A 21,058-nucleotide genomic window follows, 5' to 3' on the forward strand; every position below is an offset into this window, starting at 1 on the left:
GCCATTGCTCCTGGGTCTCCAGCCTTATGCCAAAAGCGGCCCGCCGATCCCAGCGCGGCGCGACGGAACGGGCCGATTTCCACCGATTGGCGGGCCCGTTCCGCAGTGCTAAAGCGCGGGGCCATGAGTGACGCATTTTCATCCGAAACCGCCCTGGTGCTGTTCTCCGGCGGGCAGGACTCCACCACCTGCCTTGCCTGGGCGCTCAGCCGCTTCGCGCGCGTCGAGACGCTGGGGTTCGACTACGGCCAGCGCCATGCTGTTGAGCTCGCTTGCCGTGATCGTCTGTTCGATGGCCTCAAGGGCCTGCGCGCGGATTGGGCGGACAAGCTCGGCGAGAGCCACACGCTGTCGATCCCGACCTTAGCCGCGATCTCGGACACGGCGCTGACGCGCGACGTCGCGATCGCGATGGGCGCGGACGGCCTGCCCAACACCTTCGTGCCCGGCCGCAATCTGGTGTTCCTCACCTTTGCCGCGGCGCTGGCCTACCGGCGCGGCATCACCCACATCGTCGGCGGCATGTGCGAGACCGATTATTCCGGCTACCCCGATTGCCGCGACGAGACCGTCCGCGCCATGCAGGCCGCGCTCTCGCTCGGCATGGCCCGTAAATTCGAGCTGCATACGCCCCTGATGTGGATCGACAAGGCCGCGACGTGGAAGCTCGCGCATGACCTCGGCGGCGAGGGCCTCGTCGATCTCATCCGCGAACAGTCGCACACCTGCTATCTCGGCGAACGCGGCGCGCAGCATGAGTGGGGATACGGCTGCGGCGAGTGCCCGGCGTGCAGCCTGCGGGCGAAGGGGTGGAACGAGTACGTGGCGCACAGGTAGCGTCTCAAACTCCACCGTCATAGCGAGGAGCTCTTGCGACGAAGCAATCCAGAATCCCTCCGCGGAAAGATTCTGGATTGCTTCGCTGCGCTCGCAATGACGGGTGTGGTGCGACCTACCTAAAATCCTCCGGCTTCAGCTCAATCGGCCTGCCGTGCGGCGTCCTGTCGGCGGCGTGGTCCCAGGCGTCGCGGTAGCGGTGCAGCGTCTCCGTGGATGCGACACCCTTGCGTGCGACGAGCCCCTCCAGCGTAGCGAGCCAGTGCAGGTAGTAGGTTTCGCCCGTATCGGGGTCGCCGGCGGCCTGCGCGCGCTTGATCTCGGAGGCCAAGGCTGCGGCCCATTCCGGCCAGGTGAACACGCCGCGCTCGTGCAGGCTCAAGGCCATCGCGAACGCATGGGCCTCCCAGGGCGCGCGGAACACCGGGCCGTCGTCATCGCGCGGAATGCTCGGAATGGCCGCGGTCGCGGCGGCAGCAAGCGTGCTGCTCATCACGCCAGGTCCAGATACGGCTCGAACGCGTCGATCGAGACCTTCGAGGTCGGATCGCCATCCGCGCCCCAGAGATCGCTGCCCTCGAACACGACCGTGTAGAGCCATTGCGGATTTTCGCCGAGCTCCATCGCCGCCGAATCCGGAAAGACGTGGCAGCCATGGTTGAGCTCGACCACGCCGACATGGCCGCGGACATAGCGCGGCAGCCGCGTGTGCGTCGCCGGATGGATATTTTTCGCCCGCACGCGATCGCCGATGTTGAATTTCGCTGGCGCCGGGGCAGGGCGGGCGAACTTGCCGCGCACCATGACGCGCTCGACGTTGGCGAGGTCGAACTTGCCATGCTTGAGCGCCTTCGCAGGCTGGATCGCGTGGCCGGCGGCGACCTCCTCGCGGGTGAGGTAGCCCTTCTCGATCAGCATCTCCTCGAGACCGAGAAACCATTTCTTGTAATAGGAGCTTGACAGGTACACATCCGGCGGCAGCGTCTCGCGATAGAAGCGCGAGGTGTCGATGTTGAAGGCGCCGGCGGCGCCCATCGCGCGCACCATGGCGAGAACGCGGGATTCCCATTCCTCGTGAAACATCGGTTCGTTCGGCTCGGGCTCGACCTTGCCGAACCCGTCCATGCCGCCCATGTCGTGCACGCCGTTCATGACGGCGCTCCCGGCGTCTTGGGGAATCCGGTGCCGATCATGGAATCGCGCGTGACGAGCTCGGCGAGCTGCTCCTCGCTCCAGCCCTCCGTACCCCCGGGCCGCATCGGCAGCACCAGGAAGCGCGTCTCGGCGGTGGAATCCCAGACGCGAACTTCGATATCCTTGGGCAGCGCGACGCCGAAATCGGCGAGCACGCCGCGCGGGTCCTTCACCGCGCGCGAACGGTAGGGCGCGGCCTTGTACCAGACCGGCGGCAGCCCAAGCATTTCCCAGGGGTAGCAGGAGCACAGCGTGCACACGACCATGTTGTGCCGCTGCGGCGTGTTCTCGACCACGACGAGATGGTCGCCGACGCGGCTGACATGGCCGAGCGTGCCGATCGCCTTCGAGCCATCCTCGAGCAGCGCCTGCTTGAAGGCCGGATCGGTCCAGGCCTTGGCGACGACGCGCGCGCCGTTGTGCGGGCCGATCCTGGTCTCGTAGGCCTGGATGATGGCATCGAGCGCGGCCGGCTCGACATAGCCTTTTTCCGTCAAAATCGTCTCGAGCGCGCGCACGCGCAGCTCGGTCTCGGACAGTTCGGAATGGTCGTGATCGTGGTGATGATGATGGTCGCTCATGGACGGAAGATAGTCCCAGAATCCGGGCCTTGTCGAGGCGAAGACTCTGCTAACATCGGGCCATGGGATGGGCTGCACGAACCGGAATAACCGCCGCAATCGCGGCTCTTGTCGTATTCGCAGCGCAGGATGCGCGCGCCGCGAATGGCGCCTATGCGGTGGATGCCGCCGACATCTCGGAGGTCGGCTCCTGCAAGGTCGAAAGCTGGCTGTCGACGGCTTCAAACACCGATGTCGAGGCAGTCGCCAATCCCTCCTGCGTCGTCGATCCTTTCAGGCCGATCGAGCTGAGCATGCAGACCATCCGGGCCCGCAGCGACGGCGACTGGAGCACGACGGTCGCTCCGAAAGCCAAGACGAATTTCGTCCCGACCGGCATCGGCCGGTGGGGATTGTCGGCTTATGGCGGCGGATCATTCGATGCGGCGACCGGCGAGGCGCTGTCCGCCTTTGCCGTCATCCCCGCGACCTTTCGCCTGTCCGAGACCATGCGCGTCAACGTCAATGGCGGCTGGCTCTGGGATCGCACGGTCGATCGCCACTATCTGACCTATGGCATCGGCTTCGACTGGAAGTTCACCGACACGTTGCAGTGGACGATCGAGGCCTTCGGCCAGGCCGGCGCGTCCGAGATCGCGAGCGTCGTGCAGCCGCGCTTCCAGACCGGCGTCCGCTACCGGCCGAACGAGATATTCTCCGTCGACGTGATCTACGGCCGCAACATCACCGGCGAGAACGCCAACTGGATCACCATCGGGACCACCATCCGGTTTCCGGTCCGCGGCAGCGAGCCCGAGCACCGGCGCACCGGGCATCTGTGACACCAGGGAAAATCAGGCGCCGGGCGGCAGAACCGGCGTCAAGCCATTGATCGCGCCGCGGACAGTCCTTATACGCCGCGCAGGGACAAAGGCGGCCCGGCCAACGGGCGGCACGACGCAACGACAATCGAGGGGGAGGGCCCATGGCCGCGAGCTCACAGGCACCTGAGGCGAAAGGGTTTCGCTGGAAACTGATCGCACCGCTCGTGGTGTGGCTGGCGATCTATCTGTGGCCGGTGCCATCAGGGCTCAACGTCAATCAATGGCATTATTTTGCGGTGTTCGCGGCCGTCATCACCGGGCTCATCCTGGAATCGATGCCGGTCGGCGCGGTCGGCCTGATCGGACTGACGGTCGCCGGCGTCGGCGGCTATATCGATCCCGATCCGACCAAGTCGCTGCGCTGGATGCTGGCGGGCTTTGCCGAGAGCACGGTGTGGCTGATCGTCGGCGCCTTCGTGTTCTCGATCGGCTATCGCAAGAGCCAGCTCGGCCGGCGCATCGCGCTGGTGCTGGTGCAAAAGCTCGGCAGCAACACGCTCGGCCTCGGCTATGCGGTCGCGATGTCGGACTTCCTGCTCGCGCCGGCAACGCCCTCCAACACCGCGCGCAGCGGCGGCATCGTCTATCCCATCATCAGCAACATCCCGCGCATCTATGGCTCCGAGCCGGGACCGACCGCCGGCAGGATCGGCACCTATGTGATGTGGACCGCGTTCGCGGCGACCGCGGTCACCAGCTCGCTGTTCTTCACCGCGCTCGCGCCCAATGCGGCGGCGCTCGCCATCGCCAAGAAGACCGTCGGGGTCGAGGTGAGCTGGGGCCAGTGGTTCATCGGCTTTGCGCCGCTCGGCATCCTCCTGATGATCCTCGTCCCGCTGCTCAGCTATCCGGTGTGCCGGCCCGAAGTGAAGCGCAGCCCGGAAATCGCCGAATGGGCGGCCAAGGAGCTCAGCGAGATGGGCCCGATGTCGCGCAACGAATGGATCATGCTGGCGCTGATCGTGCTCGCGATGTTCCTGTGGATCGCGGGCTCCAGCCCGGACATCAACGTGCCGCTGCTCGGCTCGAACTTCGTCAACGCCACCACCGTCGTCTTCATCGTGATCTCGTTGATGCTGGTCACGGGCGTGATCGAGTTTGCCGACATCGTCAGCGAGAAGAGCGCCTGGGAGGTGTTCTTCTATTTCACCTCGCTGCTGACGCTGGCCTCGGGCCTCAACGAGATCGGCTTCATCAAATGGTTCGCGACCGAGTACGCAAAGCCGCTCGCCGGGCTGTCGCCGTCGACCGCGATGATCCTGCTGGTCGCGCTGTTCTTCTGGATCCACTATTTCTTCTCCAGCATCACCTCGCATGCCGCCGCCGTGCTGCCTGTCGTGCTCGCGGTCGGCTCGGGCATTCCCGGCCTGCCGGTTACGACGCTCGCCATGCTCTGCATGTATTCGCTCGGCCTGATGGGGGTGATCTCGCCTTACGCCACGGGGCCGGCGCCGATGTATTTCGGCAGCGGCTATATCGGGAAGGGCCAGTTCTGGGGTTTTGGCCTGATCTTCGGGCTGCTCTATTTCGCAGGCCTTCTGCTGATCGTGCTGCCCTGGTTGCAGGTCCGCTAAGCCGGGCGAGACTGATGCCCCCGGCAGATGAATTTTCTTCGCCGGGGCGGGATTTGGAAAACTTCGTCCAACTCCCTGCAAATATCTGACATTGCAAGAAAGACCCGTTCGGGCGATGGTGCATGTTGCGGTGCAGCGCGCTCCACCCGGGCGCCCGGTCGCAGTTTCATTCCCCGTCGCGCGATGCGACCTGGTTCCCGTGCGCCCCCTGGGACACGCGGCAAGCGAACTATTGTACAAGAAGGCCGCCACCATGAACGCCCACCAATCGCTTGCGATCGGACAGAGGATCGATACGCGCGATGCGATTTTACCTGCCGTGACCGCGCCGGACGCGATGGTCCGTTTCGAAGGCATCTCGAAGACCTATCCGGCCTATCGCGGCAAGCCCGGCGTCAACGCCCTGCAGGACATCGACTTCGCGATCCCGCGCGGCTCGATCACCGGCGTGATCGGCCGCTCCGGCGCCGGCAAGTCGAGCCTGGTCCGGCTGATCAACGGGCTGGAGAAGCCAACCACGGGACGCGTGATCGTCGACAACAAGGATATCTCGGCGCTGGCGGGCCGCGAGTTGCGGCTGGCGCAGCGCTCGATCGGCATGATCTTCCAGCATTTCAACCTGCTGTCGTCGCGCACCGCGGCCGACAACATCGCGTTGCCGCTTGAGATCGCCGGCTGGGCCAGGGCGGATATCAAGGCCCGCGTCGCCGAGCTGCTGGCGCTGGTCGGCATCGCCGACAAGCACGACCGTTATCCCTCGGAACTGTCCGGCGGCCAGAAGCAGCGCGTCGGCATTGCGCGGGCGCTGGCGACACGGCCGAGCGTGCTGCTGTCGGACGAGGCGACGTCCGCGCTCGATCCGCAGACCACGCGCGCGATCCTCGATCTGCTTGCCAACATCAACCGCGAGCTTGGCGTGACCATCGTGCTGATCACCCACGAGATGTCCGTGGTGCGCCAGCTCGCCAGGGAAGTCGTGGTGCTCGATGCCGGCCACGTCGTCGAGAGCGGCCATGTCGCCGACATTTTCACCCATCCAAAGCATCCGATCACGCAGTCCTTCCTGGCCGAAGTGGTCGGCGACAGCCTGCCGGTGTCGCTGGCGAGCCGGATCGTGTCGGAGCCGTCTGCCGGCGGGCAGGCCGTGATCCGCGTGCAGGTGCGCGGGGCAGGGGCCGGCGACACGGTGGTGGCGCGGCTTGCGCGCGAGCTCGGCCTCGACGTTGCGCTGCTTGCGGCGCGCATCGACGAGATCGGCGGCCAGCATGTGGGCTCGCTCGTTCTCGGTGTACCCGGCAGCGAGGACGTGCAGGCGCGGGTTCTCGCCTGGCTCTCTCAATACCAATTCCCGGCGGAGCGTCTCGGCTATGTCGCCTGAACTCATCAATTTGATCATCCAGGCCACCTTCGAAAGCCTGTACATGGTCGGTATCGCAGCGCTGCTCGGTACCGCCTTCGGCCTGCCGCTCGGCGTGTTCCTGGCGACCAGCCGGAAAGGGGAGCTGTTCGCGGCCCCCGTCGTCAATCGCGTGCTCGGCATCGTCGTCAATGCGACGCGCTCGACGCCCTTCATCATCCTGGTCGTCGCCATCATCCCGTTCACGCGGCTCGTCGCTGGCACCTCGATCGGTTCGACCGCGGCGATCGTGCCGCTGACAATCGCCTCGACGCCGTTCATCGCGCGCCTCGTCGAAGCCGCGATCCGCGAGGTCGATGGCGGCCTGATCGAGACCGCGTCCTCGTTCGGCGCTTCCCCGATGCAGATCGTGTTCAAGGTGCTGATCCCCGAGGCATTGCCCGGCTTGTTGCTGGCCCTGACGCTCGCGGTGGTGAGCCTGCTCGGCTACTCCGCCATGGTCGGCGCCGTCGGAGGCGGGGGTCTGGGGGATCTCGGCATCCGTTACGGCTACCAGCGCTTCATGCCGGAGATGATGCTGGCCGTCGTCGTCGTGCTGATCGCACTGGTCCAGCTCGTCCAGAGCGCCGGCGACTATCTGGCGGGCCGGGTCAATCGCCGGCTGCGGCATCGCTGACACAAGCTTCTACACACCGGAGAGCTCAATGCGCTCTCCGGTAACGCTCGCGGCTGCAGCCAGCGAGTGATGTCGCCTTCGTCAGCGTGAATTCACTCCGCCGCCAGTTCGACCTCGCTCGCGGTGGGCAATCCGATCGACGGCGGGCCGGCAACCAGGCTGTCGAGGTCGACCAGCAACAGATCGGCAATGTGGGTGAGCTGGTGGAGCGGGATGCTGATCTCGCCGTTCTCGGCACGTGACACGTAATCGGGCGAGACGCCAATGAAGTTCGCAATCTGGAGCTCGGTATAGCCCCGTGCTTCGCGCGCGCCGCGCACCTGCGCGCCGATATGCTGCCGGTGCAAAGCCTGCTCTGCTTCGGTCATCATGAGGGCCTGCTCGTCCAGGCTCGCAACACCGTCCGCGAATGCGACGCCGAGCAGTCTGCGCTTCTGCCATGCCACACGACAGGGTTTTCGCAGCCCGTCGGCAAAGATCAGCGTGGCCTCCTTCGGAAACGACAGCGACCAGTCTAGCTTCAGTCTTGCACCCGTGCCTGATACGTCCGAGATCGTGCAGGGGATGCTGACGATGCCCCTGGCACCGTCAAACTCGATGATCCCGGTCCTCGCGGTCGGTTGCCTGGTCGCAGCGCGCAATTCGCTCATGGACGTCGAACCCCGGGTGCCCAGCACGCGCCGGCACAGAACGTTGCGGTGCGTTCCGCAAAATGAATGAAGTATCCCGCAGCTGAATCTACCTCCTGGGTTCCTCAGGCTCAATCGAGCCTGGCGGGCATGGTAAAGGATTCGTTCTCCGCGCTCGCCTTCGATGTCGGCGGATGTCCTGTCCGGTCGATCGATCGTGTTCGTCTAGAAGGATTCCAAATCCGGAGCCCATGCACGTTGGGTCGCGCATGGGCGCATTCGCCGCAGTTGCTGCGCACAGCTCTGGAGAAATTCTAACGCTGTTCCTATCGCACTCCGAAATCGCCTGCGTTAGGGCGGGGCATCAAGAACGATACCGGCAAAGCCGGCAGTGCGTGGGGCCTCGCAAGACGTGACCAACTTCCAACTTCCTTCGCGTTCCCAAACGCGTCTTCGACAGCTTCAGGTGTTCTTCTTCGGCGCCGTCAGCACATTTTCTCTCGTCGCCCCCTTCGGTTCGGTGCAGGCGCAGACGCAAATTCCCGCTGTCTCCGTTGAAGCGCCGGCTCAGCGTGCCCGTCCCGCGGCGGTTGCTTCGTCGCGACGGTCGGCAACGACGCGCAGCTCCCGCACCAATCGTCACGCTCCCGCGCAGCAAGCCGCGCCAACCCAGTCGGCCTCGAACGGCGCCACCGGCGAACGCGCCAACGGTCCGGTGCGCGGGTTCGTCGCCACGCGCAGCGGCACCGCCACCAAGACCGATACGCCGCTGATCGAAACGCCGCAGTCGGTGTCCGTCGTCACCACGGACCAGGTCAGGAACCAGGGCGCGGTCTCGATCGGCGAGGCCCTGCGCTACACCGCCGGCGTCAGCGGCGACGTCAATGGCGGTTCGGACACCCGCTTCGGCGCCCTCCAGATCCGCGGCTTCGACACCACCATGTCGGGCCTCTACGTCGACGGCCTGCGAATCCCATCGAGCAACTACGTGCATTTCAACGGCCTCGATCCCTACGGCGCCGAGCGCCTCGAGGTCCTCAAGGGGCCGTCCTCGGCGATGTATGGCGGCAGCGGCACCGGCGGCATCCTCAACTACGTGACCAAGCTGCCGACCGCTCAGCAGTTCGGCGAGGTCTCGGTCTCCGGCGGCAGCTTCAACCGCTATCAGGGCCAGTTCGACATGGGCGGCTCCGCCAACAAGGACGGCACCGTGCTGTGGCGGCTGACCGGCGTGGTCCGCGACGGCGAGACCCAGGTCGACTTCACCAAGGACAACCGCGTCTTCATCGCGCCCGCAATCACCTTCAAGCCGAACGAGGACACCACCATCACGATCCTGGCCAACTACCAGAGGGACCGGGCAGGGTGGGGCCTCCAGTTCCTGCCCGCCTCAGGCACGGTGTGGCCGAACAACGGCCGCACCATCCCGGTCTCGTTCTTCGCCGGCGTGCCGAGCTTCAACGCGTTCAACACCGAGATCGCAACCGCCGGCTACCAGCTCTCGCACAATTTGACCGACAACATCACGTTCCGGCAGAACCTGCGCTACGCCTATCAGCACAACGAGGAAAAGGTGTTTTACGGCGGAGGCTATACCGACGAGGCCGCGGGGCAGCTCGCGCGTTTCGGCAGCTACAGCAACTCGTACATCAACTCCTTCGCGGTGGACAACCAGCTCCAGGGCAAGTTCACCACCGGCATCCTCAGCCACACCACGCTGGTCGGGATCGACTATCGCAACACCTCCTTCCGCGACACCGCCTTTGGCGTCACGACCTCGGCCCCCGAGATCAACGTGTTCAATCCGGTCTATAGCTACGATTGGACCATCGGCGCGATGAGCGACAACACCGGCGTCAAGCAGTCGCAGGTCGGCCTCTACGCGCAGGACCAGATCAGGCTCGGCCGGCTGTCGTTCCAGCTCGGCGGTCGCCAGGATTTCGTCACCACGCAGGTCGACAGCGGTATCTTCGACACATCGGTCTCGAAGGATGCTTCGGCCTTCACTGGCCGCGCCGCCGTGATGTACAATTTCAACAACGGCATCGCGCCGTATTTCAGCTATTCCGAGTCGTTTCTGCCGGTGCTCGCAACCGGACCGGGCGGCCAGCTGCTCAACCCTGAAACCGGCGTGCAGTACGAGGTCGGCGTAAAGTACCAGCCGATCGGATGGAACGCGCTGTTCACCTTCGCCGCCTTCGACCTGACGCGCGACAACGTCGTCACCTACGCGCCTCCGCTGAACGTTGCTGAGCAGACCGGTCAGGTGAAATCGCGCGGCATCGAGCTCGAAGGTACCATGTCGCTCGCCGACGGCTGGAACCTGCGCGCCGCCTATGCCTATGTCGACGCCATGCTCACGCAGGATCCGGTGAATGTCGGCAAGGCGCCGGTCACCGTGCCGCTCAACCGTGCCTCGCTGTGGAGTGACTACACGCTTCAGAACGGGCCGCTCGCCGGCCTCCAGTTCGGCGCCGGAGTCCGCTATGTCGGCGCGACCTGGGGTGACGATGCCAACACGTTCAAGGTGGGAGCCTCGACCGTGCTGGATGCGCTTGTTGCCTACACCAGGGACAATTGGCGCCTGTCGCTGAACGTCGCCAACCTTGCCGACACGCGCTATGTCGCCGCCTGCTACAGCCTGTCGGGCTGCTTCTACGCGGAGGGACGCAAGGCCATCGGCAAGCTGACCTATCGCTGGTGAGTTCAAATTGAAAACGATCCGGCAAGCGGGACCGGACCTGTTTGGTGAGAGACGACGATGAGAGCGATATTCGGCAGGCTGCATCGCTGGGCGGGACTGCTCACGGCCGGATTCCTGTTCTTCTCCGGCATCACCGGCGCGATCATTTCCTGGGATCACGAGATCGACGACGTCCTGAACAGCCACCTGTTCGACGTCACCAGCAAGGGACCGGCCATTCCCTCGATCGAGCTCGCCAAGCTGATCGAGCAGCGCGATCCCCGCGCGCGCGTCGTCTATCTCTTCATGACGCCGGAGGAGGGCCACTCGCTGTGGTTCTTCATCATGCCGCGGATCGATCCCGCGACCGGCAAGCGCTATGCCCTCGACTACAATCAGGTCTTCCTCGATCCCAACACCGGCGTCGAGCTGGGGCGGCGCTATTGGGGCGCGGTGTGGCCGGTGACGCGGGAGAACTTCGTCTCGTTCCTCTACAAGCTGCACTACACGATGCACATCCCGGAGTTCTGGGGCAGCGACCGCTGGGGCATGCGCCTGCTCGGCATCATCGCCATCATTTGGACCATCGACTGCTTCGTCGGCTTCTACCTGACCCTGCCGTCACGGCGCAGCGCGAAGGCCGCGCGGGCGCCGCAAGTCACGCGCCAGCTCGAACGCGGCTTCTGGGCGCGCTGGGCGCCGGCCTGGACCATCAAGACGTCGGGCAGCGCTTACCGGATCAATTTCGACATCCACCGCGCCTTCAGCCTGTGGACCTGGGGCGTGCTGTTCGTCATCGCCTTCACGGCGTTCTCGCTGAACCTCTATTTCGAAGTGTTCTCGCCGCTGATGAAGATGGTGTCGAACTACACGCCGACGCCCTATGAGCAGCGGCCGTACCGCGATCTCGACAATCCGATCGAGCCCAAGGTGACATTTGCCGACATCGCCGCGCGCGCGGCGGCCGACGGCAAGGGGCGAGGGTGGTCCACTCCGGTCGGCGCGCTCAGCTACGGCCCCGCTCACGGGGTCTATGCCGCCGCCTACTTCCATCCCGGCGACGACCACGGCGCCGGCGGCGTCGGCCCGGCGCAGCTCTATTACGACAGCGAGGACGGCCGTCCGCTCGGCGCGCGTCTGCCCTGGGTCGGCACCGCCGCCGACATCTTCGTGCAGGCGCAGTTTCCGCTGCATTCAGGCCGCATCGTCGGACTGTTCGGCCGCATCCTGATCTCGATCATGGGGCTGGTGGTGGCCGCGCTCTCGGTCACCGGCGTCGTGATCTGGTGGCGCAAGCGCCGCGCCCGTGTCCGGGTGCGCGAGACCGCCGCGATGCGCCTGAGCCGGCAGCTCACGCCGGCGGAGTAGGGCGCTCACGCCCCCGCCGGTGATCGCAACGGCTTACGCGTTGATCGGAATCAAATCCGCCCCTGGGAACCTTCGCTAGCTTCGCGGGGTGTTTAACCCGATTTGCAGTTGCGTCAGCCAGGGCTTGGAGGCCCATGTTTGCTTTCCTCTCCGATAAGAGGGCCAGGCACGCCAGGACAGGTGGACGCGAGAGGATTGTGATGCGCACTTACTATTTCGACATGAAGGATGGCGTTCCGGCTCGGGACAAGTCGGGTCTGGAGTTTGGAAGCGACGGCGCCGCCATTGCCCACAGCAAGAGCCTGGCGGAAGACGTTCGCACGAAGAGGCCGGGAGGACATCCAGATCTCCGGATCGTCGTCATCGATGAGAACGGCCGCGAAGTTCATCGCGAGCCGGTATATTCGAAGAACCGTTGACCATAGCGGTCCATTTACGCCGGCGGAGCAGGGCCCCACGACGGCGCGGCGACCACCACGGATGAACCTTCCCGCGAAACAGAGGCACCAAGACTGAAGACAGCTCTTGCTTCGTGGGATCGATATGAAGTGCCTTGCCCTACTCTGCCTGCTCGTCCTGGCTGCGCCTGCCCATGCGGCCACTCCCGAGCAGCGCTATCTCGAGCTGCGCGATCGCTACATCGCAAAGTTCTCGAAGGCTGCGGAAAACGACGAGACCTCCAGGCAGCACGATGCGGCGCTCAACGAGCTGGCAGGCGTGCTGCGCGGCTTGGTGGGGCCGGTCGCGATCAAGGGGCTGCCGGCAGAGGGCAAGTCGAACGCCGATACGCTTTTCAAGGGTGACTCAGGCTTCGGCCATCTCGACGGGCTCGGTTTTGCGTCGGAAGGCGACAAGCTGCAAGCTGTGGTGACGACCATGGCGCTGCTCAAGCACTGGCTGCGCGAGCATCGCGAGGACGGCATGCCGCAGGAGACCGGCGCCGCATTCAAGTCGGATCGCTTCTATTATCAAGCGATCCAGGACTCAGCGTTCGCCAAATATGCCGAGCTGCCGGTCACCAAGCCCGCATCCGCGAGCGCCGCAGTCGCCGTTCTCGGCGTGCGCGGCAATGGCGATCTGAAGGGACCGCCGCATGAAATCGACGTCGTCGCGATCCAGGGCGAGAAGGTCTTCTTTCTCACCTCATCGGACGCCGTGAAGACGACGCCGATCCCGGCCTGCGAGAAGGTCTGGAAGCAGATGATGGCGAGGCCCGTCGACAAGAAGGATCCGCGCGGCGACATGACCCGCGAAGATAACGCGATGACGGCCTTCACGGCGTGCTTCGCCAAGGAAGCACCAAGCCAGGGCTGGTTCGCGGCCGCCGTCAAGAAGGCGCAGAGCCAGTTGGACCTGCTGCCGCTGCGCTAGCTTTGCCGCATCGCCACGATCTTGGCCGGCCAGTGCCACTGCACGTCAAAGGACAACCAAGAAAGTCAGCATAGGCACCATAATGACGCGGGCGCATCCGCGTTCGGCGAAAAGATTCGCTTTCAATTCCCCGCTGCAATGATAACATCCCAAAGTTGTATTTTTTAAGGACATTTCCCATGACCCATGCGCTCAATCTCACGCTGAAAATCAAGCAGGATGCCGCGACACAGGCGCAATTGAAGAATCTCGAGGCGATCTTCGCCGACAAGGTTCAGCCCTTGATCGAAGACGCGCTGAAGAAATCCAGGATCGTTCATTTCGCGCGCGTCGTCGTCATCGGCACCGAATACATCCAGGTCATCACCGAATATGAGGGCTCGCATCAGGAATACACCGAATTCTTCCGGCGCGAGCTTACCCCGGTCTTTGCGGCGATATTTTCGCTGGCAGATATGGGCGGCAAGGAGCTGGACGTCACCAACCCCAATGCATTTTTCGAATTCTCCAAGAGTCGCAACGAGCGTTCGCTCGGCAAGGCGACCGACAACTCGACAGACATCAACGGCAATCCGTCCGGCTGGCTGTTCTCGGCCTATGACCACATGACGGTCGAAGACATCCTGACAAGGCTCGGGAAATAGCATTGCGGGCGCATTCGCTCGCTTGACGAGCGACGTGCCCGGCTCTGTGGCTGGCTATCGAGCGTTCCGACAAGGACAGACGCGATGGTGGATCTTGCCAATTTGCAGGCGATCGTTGCCCGAAGCTCCACCAAGCCGCTGCTCGCGGTGCTGCTGTTCAAGTTCGGCGAGGCCGGCCGCGCCAGGGAGTTCCTGCAGCAATGGATACCGCGAACTGCGGCGGGAAGGGCGCCGGACCCCGCTGGGCCGGCCTTCCACTTCATGTTCAGCTGGAAAGGCATAGAGGCGCTGATGGCGGGGCGTCCCGGCTTCGACGTGGCGCAGGGGCGTCGGGAGTTCGACGTCTTTTTCGTGGATCCGGCGCAGGCGCCGGACGGCGGCGTCGCGGAGCAACTCGGTTTCTCCGGAACCAGCGCTCCGGCTGCGTGGTGGGATGGCAAGTTCAAGTCGGGTGATGTCGATCTCGCCATCCACATCGGGTTCGACACAGCCGAGCAGAAATCCGATTGCCTCGCAGACTTGCGACAGTCGGCGGCAAGCTTCGGTGTGCAGGAATTAGCGCTCGAAGGTTGGGACGACAGCGCGCTGTCCGGCAGTCTGCCGGCCGACGGCCGCCTGCATTTCGGCTACCGGGATGGAATCACCGCCCCCAACATCGACTGGCAGGACGCTGGCACGCCCGGCACGGTCGACTGTCGCGAGATCGTCGTCGGTTATCCGAACGAAGCGTTTCCCACGGCGCCGCACAATCCCGGCCCATGGCAGGACTTTGCACGGGATGGCTCCTTTGTCGGCTTGTCGTGGGTGTATCAGGACGTCGCGGGCTTCAACAAATTCCTCCAGGACAACGCGCCGCTGGCGGCGCCGCATGTCGGCCCGGAACTGGCCGAGGAGTGGATCGCCGCAAAGCTCATGGGACGCTGGCGGCACGGATCGCCGCTGTCCAGGTTTCCGGACGCACCGCCGTCGACCCCGCAATTGGATGATTCATTCGGCTATGGCGACGATCCGGATGGCGTCAAATGCCCGCTCGGGGCTCACATTCGAATTGCCAATTGCCGCGATCAGCCGATGAAATATGCCAATCAGGTTCGCTTTCCGAAAGGGCCGCCGCGCGTCATCCGCCGCGGATTCTCCTATGGGCCCCGCCTGGACGGCGTGCGGGACGATGGCAAAGATCGCGGCATCGTCGGTCTCTTCTACTTCGCCAGGATCAACGAGCAATTCTATACGATCCTGAGATGGATGCAGAAGACGGAGTTCGCCGATGCCTACAAGAAGCTCCCGAACGGATACAATGCCCAGGATGCCCTGACCGGGAATCGCCGATATCCGAAGGCTGAAACCCAGTTCAGTGTCCCTCTGAAGGACAACTCCTCCGTGACCTTTCGGTTGGAGGAATTTATCCGTTTCAAGGGGGTTGCGGTCCTGTTCGCGCCGAGCATGAGAGCGCTCAATACGATGGCTTCAGCCTAGCGCGCAGCGCCGCCGCGATTCCAGCCGCGGCCGCCCTCAGCCGCTGATCGTCCCCTCACGCGAGTATCTGGCATTACGGTTCAGCACGTAGCCGCAACGGGTGATCAAGCGCGCGCTCGATGGCACGCTGATTGGGAAGGGTCAGTGACAGAGACTGCCGCGCCCAAACAGCGTCATTCGTGCCCTCAGTACGGGGAGTAGTATTGGCGGCGATAGGGATAGGCGTCGCCGTAGTACCCTGGCGCAGCGTACCTTGGCTCGTAGTACCCGGGCCCGTAATTGCTGGACCCGTAGGCCCCATAGGCGGCGGCTCCAGCCGCGGCGCCCAAGATGCCGAGCCCGATTGCGGCCCCGGGAGCGCCGTAGTAGCCGCGACCGCGGTAGTGGCGTCTGTAGTAGACCTCTGTCACTGCGGACGAAGAAACCGCTTGCTTCAGGAGACTCGTGCTCGGCGAGATCGGAGCTGCCCCTGACGGGAGCACCGAGCCGAGGATCGCCGCGCCGAAGAACGAGACGGCAACCACGCATTTCATTGTCTGCTGGTTCATGATCGTATCCTTTCGAATTTGGAGCATCTCAAGCGGCAAGTCGCTTGCGTGCCACTGGCCGAGAAAGAAGCTCGACGCGGGGCACTCTTGAGGGGCGCTGGTGGCGGCGGATTTGAGGATTCGTGGTTCTAACGAACTCACAGACCCGCCTCCGTACTCACGCTCCGACTTAGCCGATTACTTGGCGCAAGTTACTTGGCACAAGTTTACTTGGCGCAAGTCTTGTCCGCCTTCATAGCTGCTTCTGCCGAAGCCTTTGTCGTGTGAGCGGCGCCGACAACCTTCATGGTGCCGCCGGCAGGCTGGCTCTCGACGATCTGACACTTCATGGTCGCGGTATCCTGAGCCAGGTAGAACGAGGAGGGCGATTGGCCAACGGTCTTGCCCGTCTCAGCTGCGACTGACGGAGAAGCGAATGCGAGAACGGCGACTGCCGCCAATAAAATTCTTTTCATAGTATCCACCAATTGTTACGCGTCCGGATCGGACAAAGAATGAACAGGGCGGGCCGACAAGGGTTCCCGCGATCGCCGATTTGTTTTTTGCGCGTGCACTGATGGAACGAAAAACAATGCGCTTGGGCGGAAGCCGTGCGCAAGAAATCACGCAGAGTGCCTCAGCCGGCGTGCGACCCAGTCAGATCAAAGCGCACTCCCACCGCGATTCCAGCCGCGGCCGCCTTCGCCGAAAATTTCGTGGCCCGTCGCCGTCACCACCACCGTGTCCTCGAGCTTGATGAAGCCGCGCTTCGGATGCTTCATCGTGGTCTCGATCGACACCACCATGCCTGTTTCGAGCGGCAGCCGCGCGTCCGTGTCGTCATAGGGAACCGGACCCGTGGCGGTCAGGCGAGGGGCCTCGTGGCTGACGAGGCCCATGCCGTGGGCGAGGAAATCGGTGCAATCGCGCTGGGTGATCTGGGCGAGCTGCCGCTTGGCCGCGACGTAGATGTCGCCGCCCATGGCACCCGGCCGGACCGCGGCGAAGGCGGCGCGCTGCACCGCCTCGATCTCGGCCAGGCAGTCCCTCAACTCGCCGTCGGGCTCGCCCAGCACCGCCATGCGGGCGAGGTCGCCGATATAGCCGTGAAAATTGCCGCCGGAGTCGAGCGACAGCACCTCGCCTTGCTCCCACCGCTGCGCCGACGGCGCGCGGTTGTGACTGTTGCCGCAGGCCAGCAGGCAGTATTCGAAGGTGAGTCCGCGGTTGACCTCGGCGATGCGAAGTGCGTCCGACAATTGCTGCTTGGTCGTGCCGGGACCGTGCCCGGCGATCACCTCCAGCATAGCGGCGATCACCAATTCAGACGCAGTCTTGAGCTTCGCCAGCTCGTCCGCGGACTTGACCGCGCGCAGACGCTCCAGGACGAGGAGGGCGTCCTTGAGCGCGGCGCCGGGCAGGGCGTCGGCAAGCGCCCGGCCCGCATCCATCGGCAGGAACGCCATCTCGACCCCGACCCGCTTCATCGGCACGCCGGCGTCCTTCAGGGCCGCGACGGCCCGCGTGATCGCGTCGACCGAGCCGCTGGACTCGGTCCGGACCTGCGGCACCCAGGGCGGCGCCACGGCGCGCTGATGGGTCTCCAGCCGGTGGCCGACATAGACGGACTTCTCCGGCGCGCCCTTGGGATAGACCAGGACGGGCAGATAGCGGCTGACGCCCATGGCATCCATGTAGTCGAAGAAGATCGCGCGCTCGGCCCCGAGCAGGTACTGCACATTGTGCTTGGAGGTCGCGACCAGAACGTCGAGGCCGGCTGCTTCCATCAGGCGGTCAAGCTTGGCGGCGTCGAATGGAATGGCGCGCGTGCCGCTCGCGCCGGCGACGTTCCGCTCCATGATGGACCTCCCAATAGGCGACGGTTTGGACCGCCTGTGTTCTTGCCCGCGACCATCCGAGCGACCGTCGGATCGTCGCAGCGCGCCGCGATTGTCCGCCGGGAGCGGGGTTCTGGGTAGCTGCGGATTTGGCTGACCTGACCTGCACGACCATATCCATGATTCGCATAAGGTATATTATGGAATATATTTATATACAATCAGATCAAATATTTAGACGGAATTCCTGCCATCCCAGCTTCGCTCCGGCGCGACTTTCGGCTCGGCCCTCGAACGTCGTCCCAACTCTTGACGGCTACTGTGCATGGGGTTGTTTTTCGCTTTTTGAACCCGGCTCCATGTGCCGAAAGCGATATTGCGGTGACGTGGTCCGGCTGCAATAAGCGAGGCTTCGCGAGATCGCAGATGACCTTCTGACTTTCCATCCGTATAGGTTTGCGTCTCAGAACAACAACAAACCTTCCGAGGAAGCAGACCGATGAGCTTTTCCCGACGCACGCTTCTCAAGGCCTCCGCCGCGACCGCGGTCCTGGGCGGCCTCAGCGCGCCCCACGTGGCCCGCGCCCAGAGCGCCGAGTTCAGCTACAAATACGCCAATAACCTGCCGGACACCCATCCGCTGAACGTGCGCGCCAGGGAGATGGCGGCGGCGATCAAGAGCGAGACGAACGGCAAGTTCGACCTTCAGATCTTTCCGAACAACCAGCTCGGCTCCGACACCGACATGCTGAGCCAGATCCGCTCCGGCGGCGTCGAGTTCTTCACGCTGTCGGGCCTGATCCTGTCGACCCTGGTTCCGGCCGCGTCCATCAACGGCATCGGCTTCGCGTTCCCGGACTACGACACGGTCTGGAAGGCCATGGACGGCGATCTCGGCGCCCATGTCCGCGGCGAGATCAAGAAGGCCGGCCTCGAGGTCATGGACAAGATCTGGGACAACGGCTTCCGCCAGACCACGTCCTCGACCAGGCCGATCACCGGTCCCGACGACCTCAAGGGCTTCAAGATCCGCGTGCCGGTGTCGCCGCTGTGGACCTCGATGTTTAAGGCGTTCGATGCAGCGCCCGCCTCGATCAATTTCAGCGAAGTCTATTCCGCGCTCCAGACCAAGATCGTCGAGGGTCAGGAGAACCCGCTGGCGATCATCTCGACCGCAAAGCTCTACGAGGTGCAGAAATACTGCTCGCTGACCAACCACATGTGGGACGGCTTCTGGTTCCTGGCCAACCGCCGCGCCTGGAGCGCGCTGCCGGAGGACGTCCGCACGATCGTCGCCAAGAACATCAACGCCGCCGCGGTCAAGGAGCGTGAGGATACCGCCAAGCTCAATGCCAATCTCCAGCAGGAGCTCGCGGCCAAGGGCCTGACCTTCAACCAGCCCGCGGTTGCGCCGTTCCGCGACAAGCTGCGGACCGCCGGCTTCTATGCCGAGTGGAAAGGCAAATATGGCGATCAGGCCTGGGACCTGCTGGAGAAGGCCGTCGGCAAGCTCTCGTAACGCGTTGGGGCCGTCATGGCTCATGTCGAGGTTGAGGTGACCGAAGCGGCGGGCGAGGTGGCTGTTCAGTCCCCTCGCCGACCTTCGTTGCTGGCTTCGCTCGAACGCGTCCTCGGCCTCGCCGTCGAAATCCCGGCGGCGACCCTGGTCGTCGCCGAGATCGCGATCCTGTTTGCCGGCGTGGTCGCGCGCTACGGCCTGCACCGACCGCTGATCTGGTCGGACGAGCTCGCCTCAATCCTGTTCCTGTGGCTGGCCATGCTGGGCGCGGCGGTCGCATTCCGCCGCTCCGAGCACATGCGCATGACCGCCGTGGTCGCAAGCGCCGGACCCGCGATGCGGGCCTATCTCGACCTGGTCGCGACCGCTGCGGCGCTGGCGTTTCTGGCGCTGATCGTGTGGCCGTCCTGGGACTACGCTTACGAGGAAAGCTTCATCATCACGCCGGCGCTCCAGATCCCGAACATCTGGCGGGCCGCCGCGCTGCCGGCCGGCATCTGCCTGATGGCGGCGTTCGCGCTGCTGCGGCTGCTGCGCGCCGCCGATGTCCGCATGGTGCTGACGGCCGTGATCTCCGTTGCCGTCGTCGTCGGCCTTTTCTGGCTGGCGCAGCCATATCTGCGGCCGCTCGGCAATCTCAACCTCGTCATCTTCTTCGTCGGCGTCGCCGGATTCTGCGTCTTTGCCGGCGTTCCCATTGCGTTCGGCTTTGGCCTCGCGATCTTCGGCTATCTGGCGCTGACCACGCGCACGCCCGTCATGGTGCTGATCGGGCGGATGGACGAGGGCATGAGCCATCTCATCCTGCTCTCGGTGCCGCTGTTCGTGTTCTTGGGCCTGCTGATCGAGATGACCGGCATGGCGCGGGCCATGGTGGCGTTCCTGGCGAGCCTGCTGGGTCATGTCCGCGGCGGCCTGCATTACGTGCTGGTCGGCGCCATGTACCTGGTCTCCGGCATCTCCGGCGCCAAGGCCGCCGACATGGCCGCGGTCGCGCCCGTGCTGTTCCCGGAGATGAAACAGCGCGGCGCCCGCCCCGGCGATCTCGTCGCGCTGCTAGCGGCGACGGGGGCCCAGACCGAGACCATTCCGCCGAGCCTCGTGCTGATCACGATCGGCTCGGTCACCGGCGTCTCGATCGCGGCGCTGTTCACCGGCGGCCTGCTGCCCGGCGTCGTGCTCGCGATCACGCTCTGCATGCTGGTGTGGTGGCGCTACCGACACGAGGACATGAGCCATGTCCGCCGTGCCACGGGGGGCGAGATCGGCAGGACCTTCATCGTCGCCCTGCCCGCGCTCGCGCTGCCCTTCGTGATCCGCTACGCCGTGGTCGAGGGCATCGCCACCGCCACCGAAGTCTCCACCATCGGCATCGTCTATGGCGCCCTGGTCGGCCTCCTGGTCTATCGCCGCTTCGACTGGCGGCGGCTGTTTCCGATGCTGGTCGAGACCGCGGCGCTGTCGGGCGCGATCCTCCTGATCATCGGCACGGCCACCGGCATGGCCTGGGGCCTGACGCAGTCAGGCTTCTCGCGCTCGCTGGCGGCGGCCATGACGGGATTGCCGGGGGGAGCGGCGACCTTCATCGCCGTGTCCATCCTGGCCTTCACCATCCTCGGCAGCGTGCTGGAGGGCATCCCGGCGATCGTGCTGTTCGGACCGCTGCTGTTCCCGATCGCCCGCGCCGTCGGCGTGCACGAAGTGCACTATGCGATGGTGATCATTCTGGCCATGGGTATCGGGCTATTCGCCCCGCCCTTCGGCGTCGGCTATTATGCCGCCTGCGCCATCGGACGCGTTGACCCGGCCGAAGGCATCAGGCCGATCTGGGGCTATCTGCTGGCGCTGCTGGTGGGGCTGATCATCGTCGCGATCTTCCCCTGGATCTCGATCGGATTTCTTTGAAGCGCTTTGAGGAGGT

Annotated in this window: 20 protein-coding genes; 13 read left to right on the forward strand and 7 right to left on the reverse strand. The window is 64.5% G+C overall.

All coding sequences use genetic code 11. The features are described 5' to 3' along the window. The first annotated feature begins 123 nt into the window (after positions 1-123). The gene (gene queC, locus BJA_RS22455; RefSeq protein ID WP_028174058.1) at positions 124-837 is read left to right on the forward strand and encodes a 7-cyano-7-deazaguanine synthase QueC; all 714 of its coding nucleotides are present in this window, start codon (positions 124-126) and stop codon (positions 835-837) included. Positions 838-952: 115 nt separating this feature from the next. On the opposite strand, the gene BJA_RS22460 is transcribed toward queC, so the two are convergent. From BJA_RS22460 to nthA, 3 genes are read right to left on the reverse strand one after another with little or no spacing between them, the layout of a single operon-like run. Continuing rightward, positions 953-1,330, reverse strand: coding sequence for a nitrile hydratase accessory protein (locus BJA_RS22460; protein ID WP_028174057.1), 378 nt, complete (start codon positions 1,328-1,330; stop codon positions 953-955). After that, entirely contained in the window at positions 1,330-1,989 is a 660-nt protein-coding gene (gene nthB, locus BJA_RS22465; RefSeq protein WP_011087268.1) for a nitrile hydratase subunit beta, read from the reverse strand. Before nthB ends, BJA_RS22460 begins: the two co-directional genes overlap by 1 nt. Beyond that, positions 1,986-2,612 carry a nitrile hydratase subunit alpha gene (nthA, locus tag BJA_RS22470; RefSeq protein WP_028174055.1) on the reverse strand — a complete coding sequence of 209 codons (627 nt, stop codon included), beginning with the start codon at positions 2,610-2,612 and terminating at the stop codon, positions 1,986-1,988. Before nthA ends, nthB begins: the two co-directional genes overlap by 4 nt. A gap of 62 nt (positions 2,613-2,674) precedes the next feature. On the opposite strand from nthA, the gene BJA_RS22475 reads away from it, so the two are divergent. From BJA_RS22475 to BJA_RS22490, 4 genes are all read left to right on the forward strand, one after another. Further along, a complete protein-coding gene (locus tag BJA_RS22475; RefSeq protein WP_011087270.1) occupies positions 2,675-3,433 on the forward strand; it encodes a hypothetical protein in 759 nt (252 codons plus the stop codon). A 143-nt stretch (positions 3,434-3,576) separates the two neighbouring features. Beyond that, positions 3,577-5,049 carry a DASS family sodium-coupled anion symporter gene (locus BJA_RS22480; protein ID WP_011087271.1) on the forward strand — a complete coding sequence of 491 codons (1,473 nt, stop codon included), beginning with the start codon at positions 3,577-3,579 and terminating at the stop codon, positions 5,047-5,049. A gap of 253 nt (positions 5,050-5,302) precedes the next feature. Further along, positions 5,303-6,427, forward strand: a complete 1,125-nt coding sequence (locus tag BJA_RS22485; protein WP_038967579.1) for a methionine ABC transporter ATP-binding protein — start codon at positions 5,303-5,305, stop codon at positions 6,425-6,427. Then, positions 6,417-7,082, forward strand: a complete 666-nt coding sequence (locus BJA_RS22490) for a methionine ABC transporter permease (protein WP_011087273.1) — start codon at positions 6,417-6,419, stop codon at positions 7,080-7,082. Before BJA_RS22485 ends, BJA_RS22490 begins: the two co-directional genes overlap by 11 nt. A gap of 92 nt (positions 7,083-7,174) precedes the next feature. Here BJA_RS22490 and BJA_RS22495 read toward each other — a convergent pair whose 3' ends face one another. Next, positions 7,175-7,732: a helix-turn-helix domain-containing protein gene (locus BJA_RS22495; RefSeq protein ID WP_038967570.1), complete on the reverse strand. Its 558-nt coding sequence runs from the start codon at positions 7,730-7,732 to the stop codon at positions 7,175-7,177. Positions 7,733-8,426: 694 nt separating this feature from the next. Between BJA_RS22495 and BJA_RS22500 the strand changes: the two genes are divergently transcribed. From BJA_RS22500 to BJA_RS22525, 6 genes are all read left to right on the forward strand, one after another. Then, positions 8,427-10,415 (forward strand): TonB-dependent siderophore receptor, encoded by a 1,989-nt coding sequence (locus tag BJA_RS22500; RefSeq protein WP_038967578.1) that lies wholly within the window; start codon positions 8,427-8,429, stop codon positions 10,413-10,415. 57 nt (positions 10,416-10,472) lie between these two features. After that, on the forward strand, positions 10,473-11,762 hold the full coding sequence (gene fsrB / locus BJA_RS22505; RefSeq protein ID WP_011087276.1) for a siderophore utilization protein FsrB: 1,290 nt from the start codon (positions 10,473-10,475) through the stop codon (positions 11,760-11,762). 200 nt (positions 11,763-11,962) lie between these two features. Next, positions 11,963-12,181, forward strand: a complete 219-nt coding sequence (locus tag BJA_RS22510) for a DUF6894 family protein (protein ID WP_038967569.1) — start codon at positions 11,963-11,965, stop codon at positions 12,179-12,181. 124 nt (positions 12,182-12,305) lie between these two features. After that, positions 12,306-13,133 (forward strand): hypothetical protein, encoded by an 828-nt coding sequence (locus BJA_RS22515; protein WP_011087278.1) that lies wholly within the window; start codon positions 12,306-12,308, stop codon positions 13,131-13,133. Between the two features lie 179 nt (positions 13,134-13,312). Next, the gene (locus tag BJA_RS22520) at positions 13,313-13,777 is read left to right on the forward strand and encodes a hypothetical protein (RefSeq protein ID WP_011087279.1); all 465 of its coding nucleotides are present in this window, start codon (positions 13,313-13,315) and stop codon (positions 13,775-13,777) included. Between the two features lie 102 nt (positions 13,778-13,879). Continuing rightward, positions 13,880-15,253 (forward strand): Dyp-type peroxidase, encoded by a 1,374-nt coding sequence (locus tag BJA_RS22525; protein ID WP_236842249.1) that lies wholly within the window; start codon positions 13,880-13,882, stop codon positions 15,251-15,253. A 185-nt stretch (positions 15,254-15,438) separates the two neighbouring features. Here BJA_RS22525 and BJA_RS22530 read toward each other — a convergent pair whose 3' ends face one another. From BJA_RS22530 to BJA_RS22540, 3 genes are all read right to left on the reverse strand, one after another. Then, a complete protein-coding gene (locus tag BJA_RS22530; RefSeq protein WP_231166479.1) occupies positions 15,439-15,801 on the reverse strand; it encodes a hypothetical protein in 363 nt (120 codons plus the stop codon). Positions 15,802-16,007: 206 nt separating this feature from the next. Then, complete coding sequence (locus tag BJA_RS43685) at positions 16,008-16,130, reverse strand: hypothetical protein (RefSeq protein ID WP_256380385.1); 123 nt, start codon at positions 16,128-16,130, stop codon at positions 16,008-16,010. A 312-nt stretch (positions 16,131-16,442) separates the two neighbouring features. Continuing rightward, the gene (locus BJA_RS22540) at positions 16,443-17,639 is read right to left on the reverse strand and encodes a M24 family metallopeptidase (protein WP_011087281.1); all 1,197 of its coding nucleotides are present in this window, start codon (positions 17,637-17,639) and stop codon (positions 16,443-16,445) included. Positions 17,640-18,117: 478 nt separating this feature from the next. Between BJA_RS22540 and BJA_RS22545 the strand changes: the two genes are divergently transcribed. Then, positions 18,118-19,137 carry a TRAP transporter substrate-binding protein gene (locus BJA_RS22545; RefSeq protein WP_011087282.1) on the forward strand — a complete coding sequence of 340 codons (1,020 nt, stop codon included), beginning with the start codon at positions 18,118-18,120 and terminating at the stop codon, positions 19,135-19,137. A 15-nt stretch (positions 19,138-19,152) separates the two neighbouring features. Then, positions 19,153-21,042, forward strand: coding sequence for a TRAP transporter large permease subunit (locus tag BJA_RS22550; RefSeq protein WP_011087283.1), 1,890 nt, complete (start codon positions 19,153-19,155; stop codon positions 21,040-21,042). Positions 21,043-21,058 lie beyond the last annotated feature (16 nt).

Origin of the sequence: Bradyrhizobium diazoefficiens USDA 110, from assembly GCF_000011365.1 — a bacterium.
In the GTDB taxonomy this organism is placed as follows: Bacteria; Pseudomonadota; Alphaproteobacteria; order Rhizobiales; family Xanthobacteraceae; genus Bradyrhizobium; species Bradyrhizobium diazoefficiens.

What these genes read in the sequence shown, in the direction of transcription:
- BJA_RS22530 (WP_231166479.1), bottom strand. Translation starts at nt 15,801, where the DNA reads ATGAACCAGCAGACAATGAAATGCGTGGTTGCCGTCTCGTTCTTCGGC.
- BJA_RS22515 (WP_011087278.1), top strand. Translation starts at nt 12,306, where the DNA reads ATGAAGTGCCTTGCCCTACTCTGCCTGCTCGTCCTGGCTGCGCCTGCC.
- BJA_RS22540 (WP_011087281.1), bottom strand. Translation starts at nt 17,639, where the DNA reads ATGGAGCGGAACGTCGCCGGCGCGAGCGGCACGCGCGCCATTCCATTC.
- BJA_RS22485 (WP_038967579.1), top strand. Translation starts at nt 5,303, where the DNA reads ATGAACGCCCACCAATCGCTTGCGATCGGACAGAGGATCGATACGCGC.
- BJA_RS22510 (WP_038967569.1), top strand. Translation starts at nt 11,963, where the DNA reads ATGCGCACTTACTATTTCGACATGAAGGATGGCGTTCCGGCTCGGGAC.
- BJA_RS22550 (WP_011087283.1), top strand. Translation starts at nt 19,153, where the DNA reads ATGGCTCATGTCGAGGTTGAGGTGACCGAAGCGGCGGGCGAGGTGGCT.
- BJA_RS22475 (WP_011087270.1), top strand. Translation starts at nt 2,675, where the DNA reads ATGGGATGGGCTGCACGAACCGGAATAACCGCCGCAATCGCGGCTCTT.
- fsrB (WP_011087276.1), top strand. Translation starts at nt 10,473, where the DNA reads ATGAGAGCGATATTCGGCAGGCTGCATCGCTGGGCGGGACTGCTCACG.
- BJA_RS22460 (WP_028174057.1), bottom strand. Translation starts at nt 1,330, where the DNA reads ATGAGCAGCACGCTTGCTGCCGCCGCGACCGCGGCCATTCCGAGCATT.
- queC (WP_028174058.1), top strand. Translation starts at nt 124, where the DNA reads ATGAGTGACGCATTTTCATCCGAAACCGCCCTGGTGCTGTTCTCCGGC.
- BJA_RS22480 (WP_011087271.1), top strand. Translation starts at nt 3,577, where the DNA reads ATGGCCGCGAGCTCACAGGCACCTGAGGCGAAAGGGTTTCGCTGGAAA.
- BJA_RS43685 (WP_256380385.1), bottom strand. Translation starts at nt 16,130, where the DNA reads ATGAAGTGTCAGATCGTCGAGAGCCAGCCTGCCGGCGGCACCATGAAG.
- BJA_RS22545 (WP_011087282.1), top strand. Translation starts at nt 18,118, where the DNA reads ATGAGCTTTTCCCGACGCACGCTTCTCAAGGCCTCCGCCGCGACCGCG.
- BJA_RS22495 (WP_038967570.1), bottom strand. Translation starts at nt 7,732, where the DNA reads ATGAGCGAATTGCGCGCTGCGACCAGGCAACCGACCGCGAGGACCGGG.
- nthA (WP_028174055.1), bottom strand. Translation starts at nt 2,612, where the DNA reads ATGAGCGACCATCATCATCACCACGATCACGACCATTCCGAACTGTCC.
- BJA_RS22520 (WP_011087279.1), top strand. Translation starts at nt 13,313, where the DNA reads ATGACCCATGCGCTCAATCTCACGCTGAAAATCAAGCAGGATGCCGCG.
- nthB (WP_011087268.1), bottom strand. Translation starts at nt 1,989, where the DNA reads ATGAACGGCGTGCACGACATGGGCGGCATGGACGGGTTCGGCAAGGTC.
- BJA_RS22490 (WP_011087273.1), top strand. Translation starts at nt 6,417, where the DNA reads ATGTCGCCTGAACTCATCAATTTGATCATCCAGGCCACCTTCGAAAGC.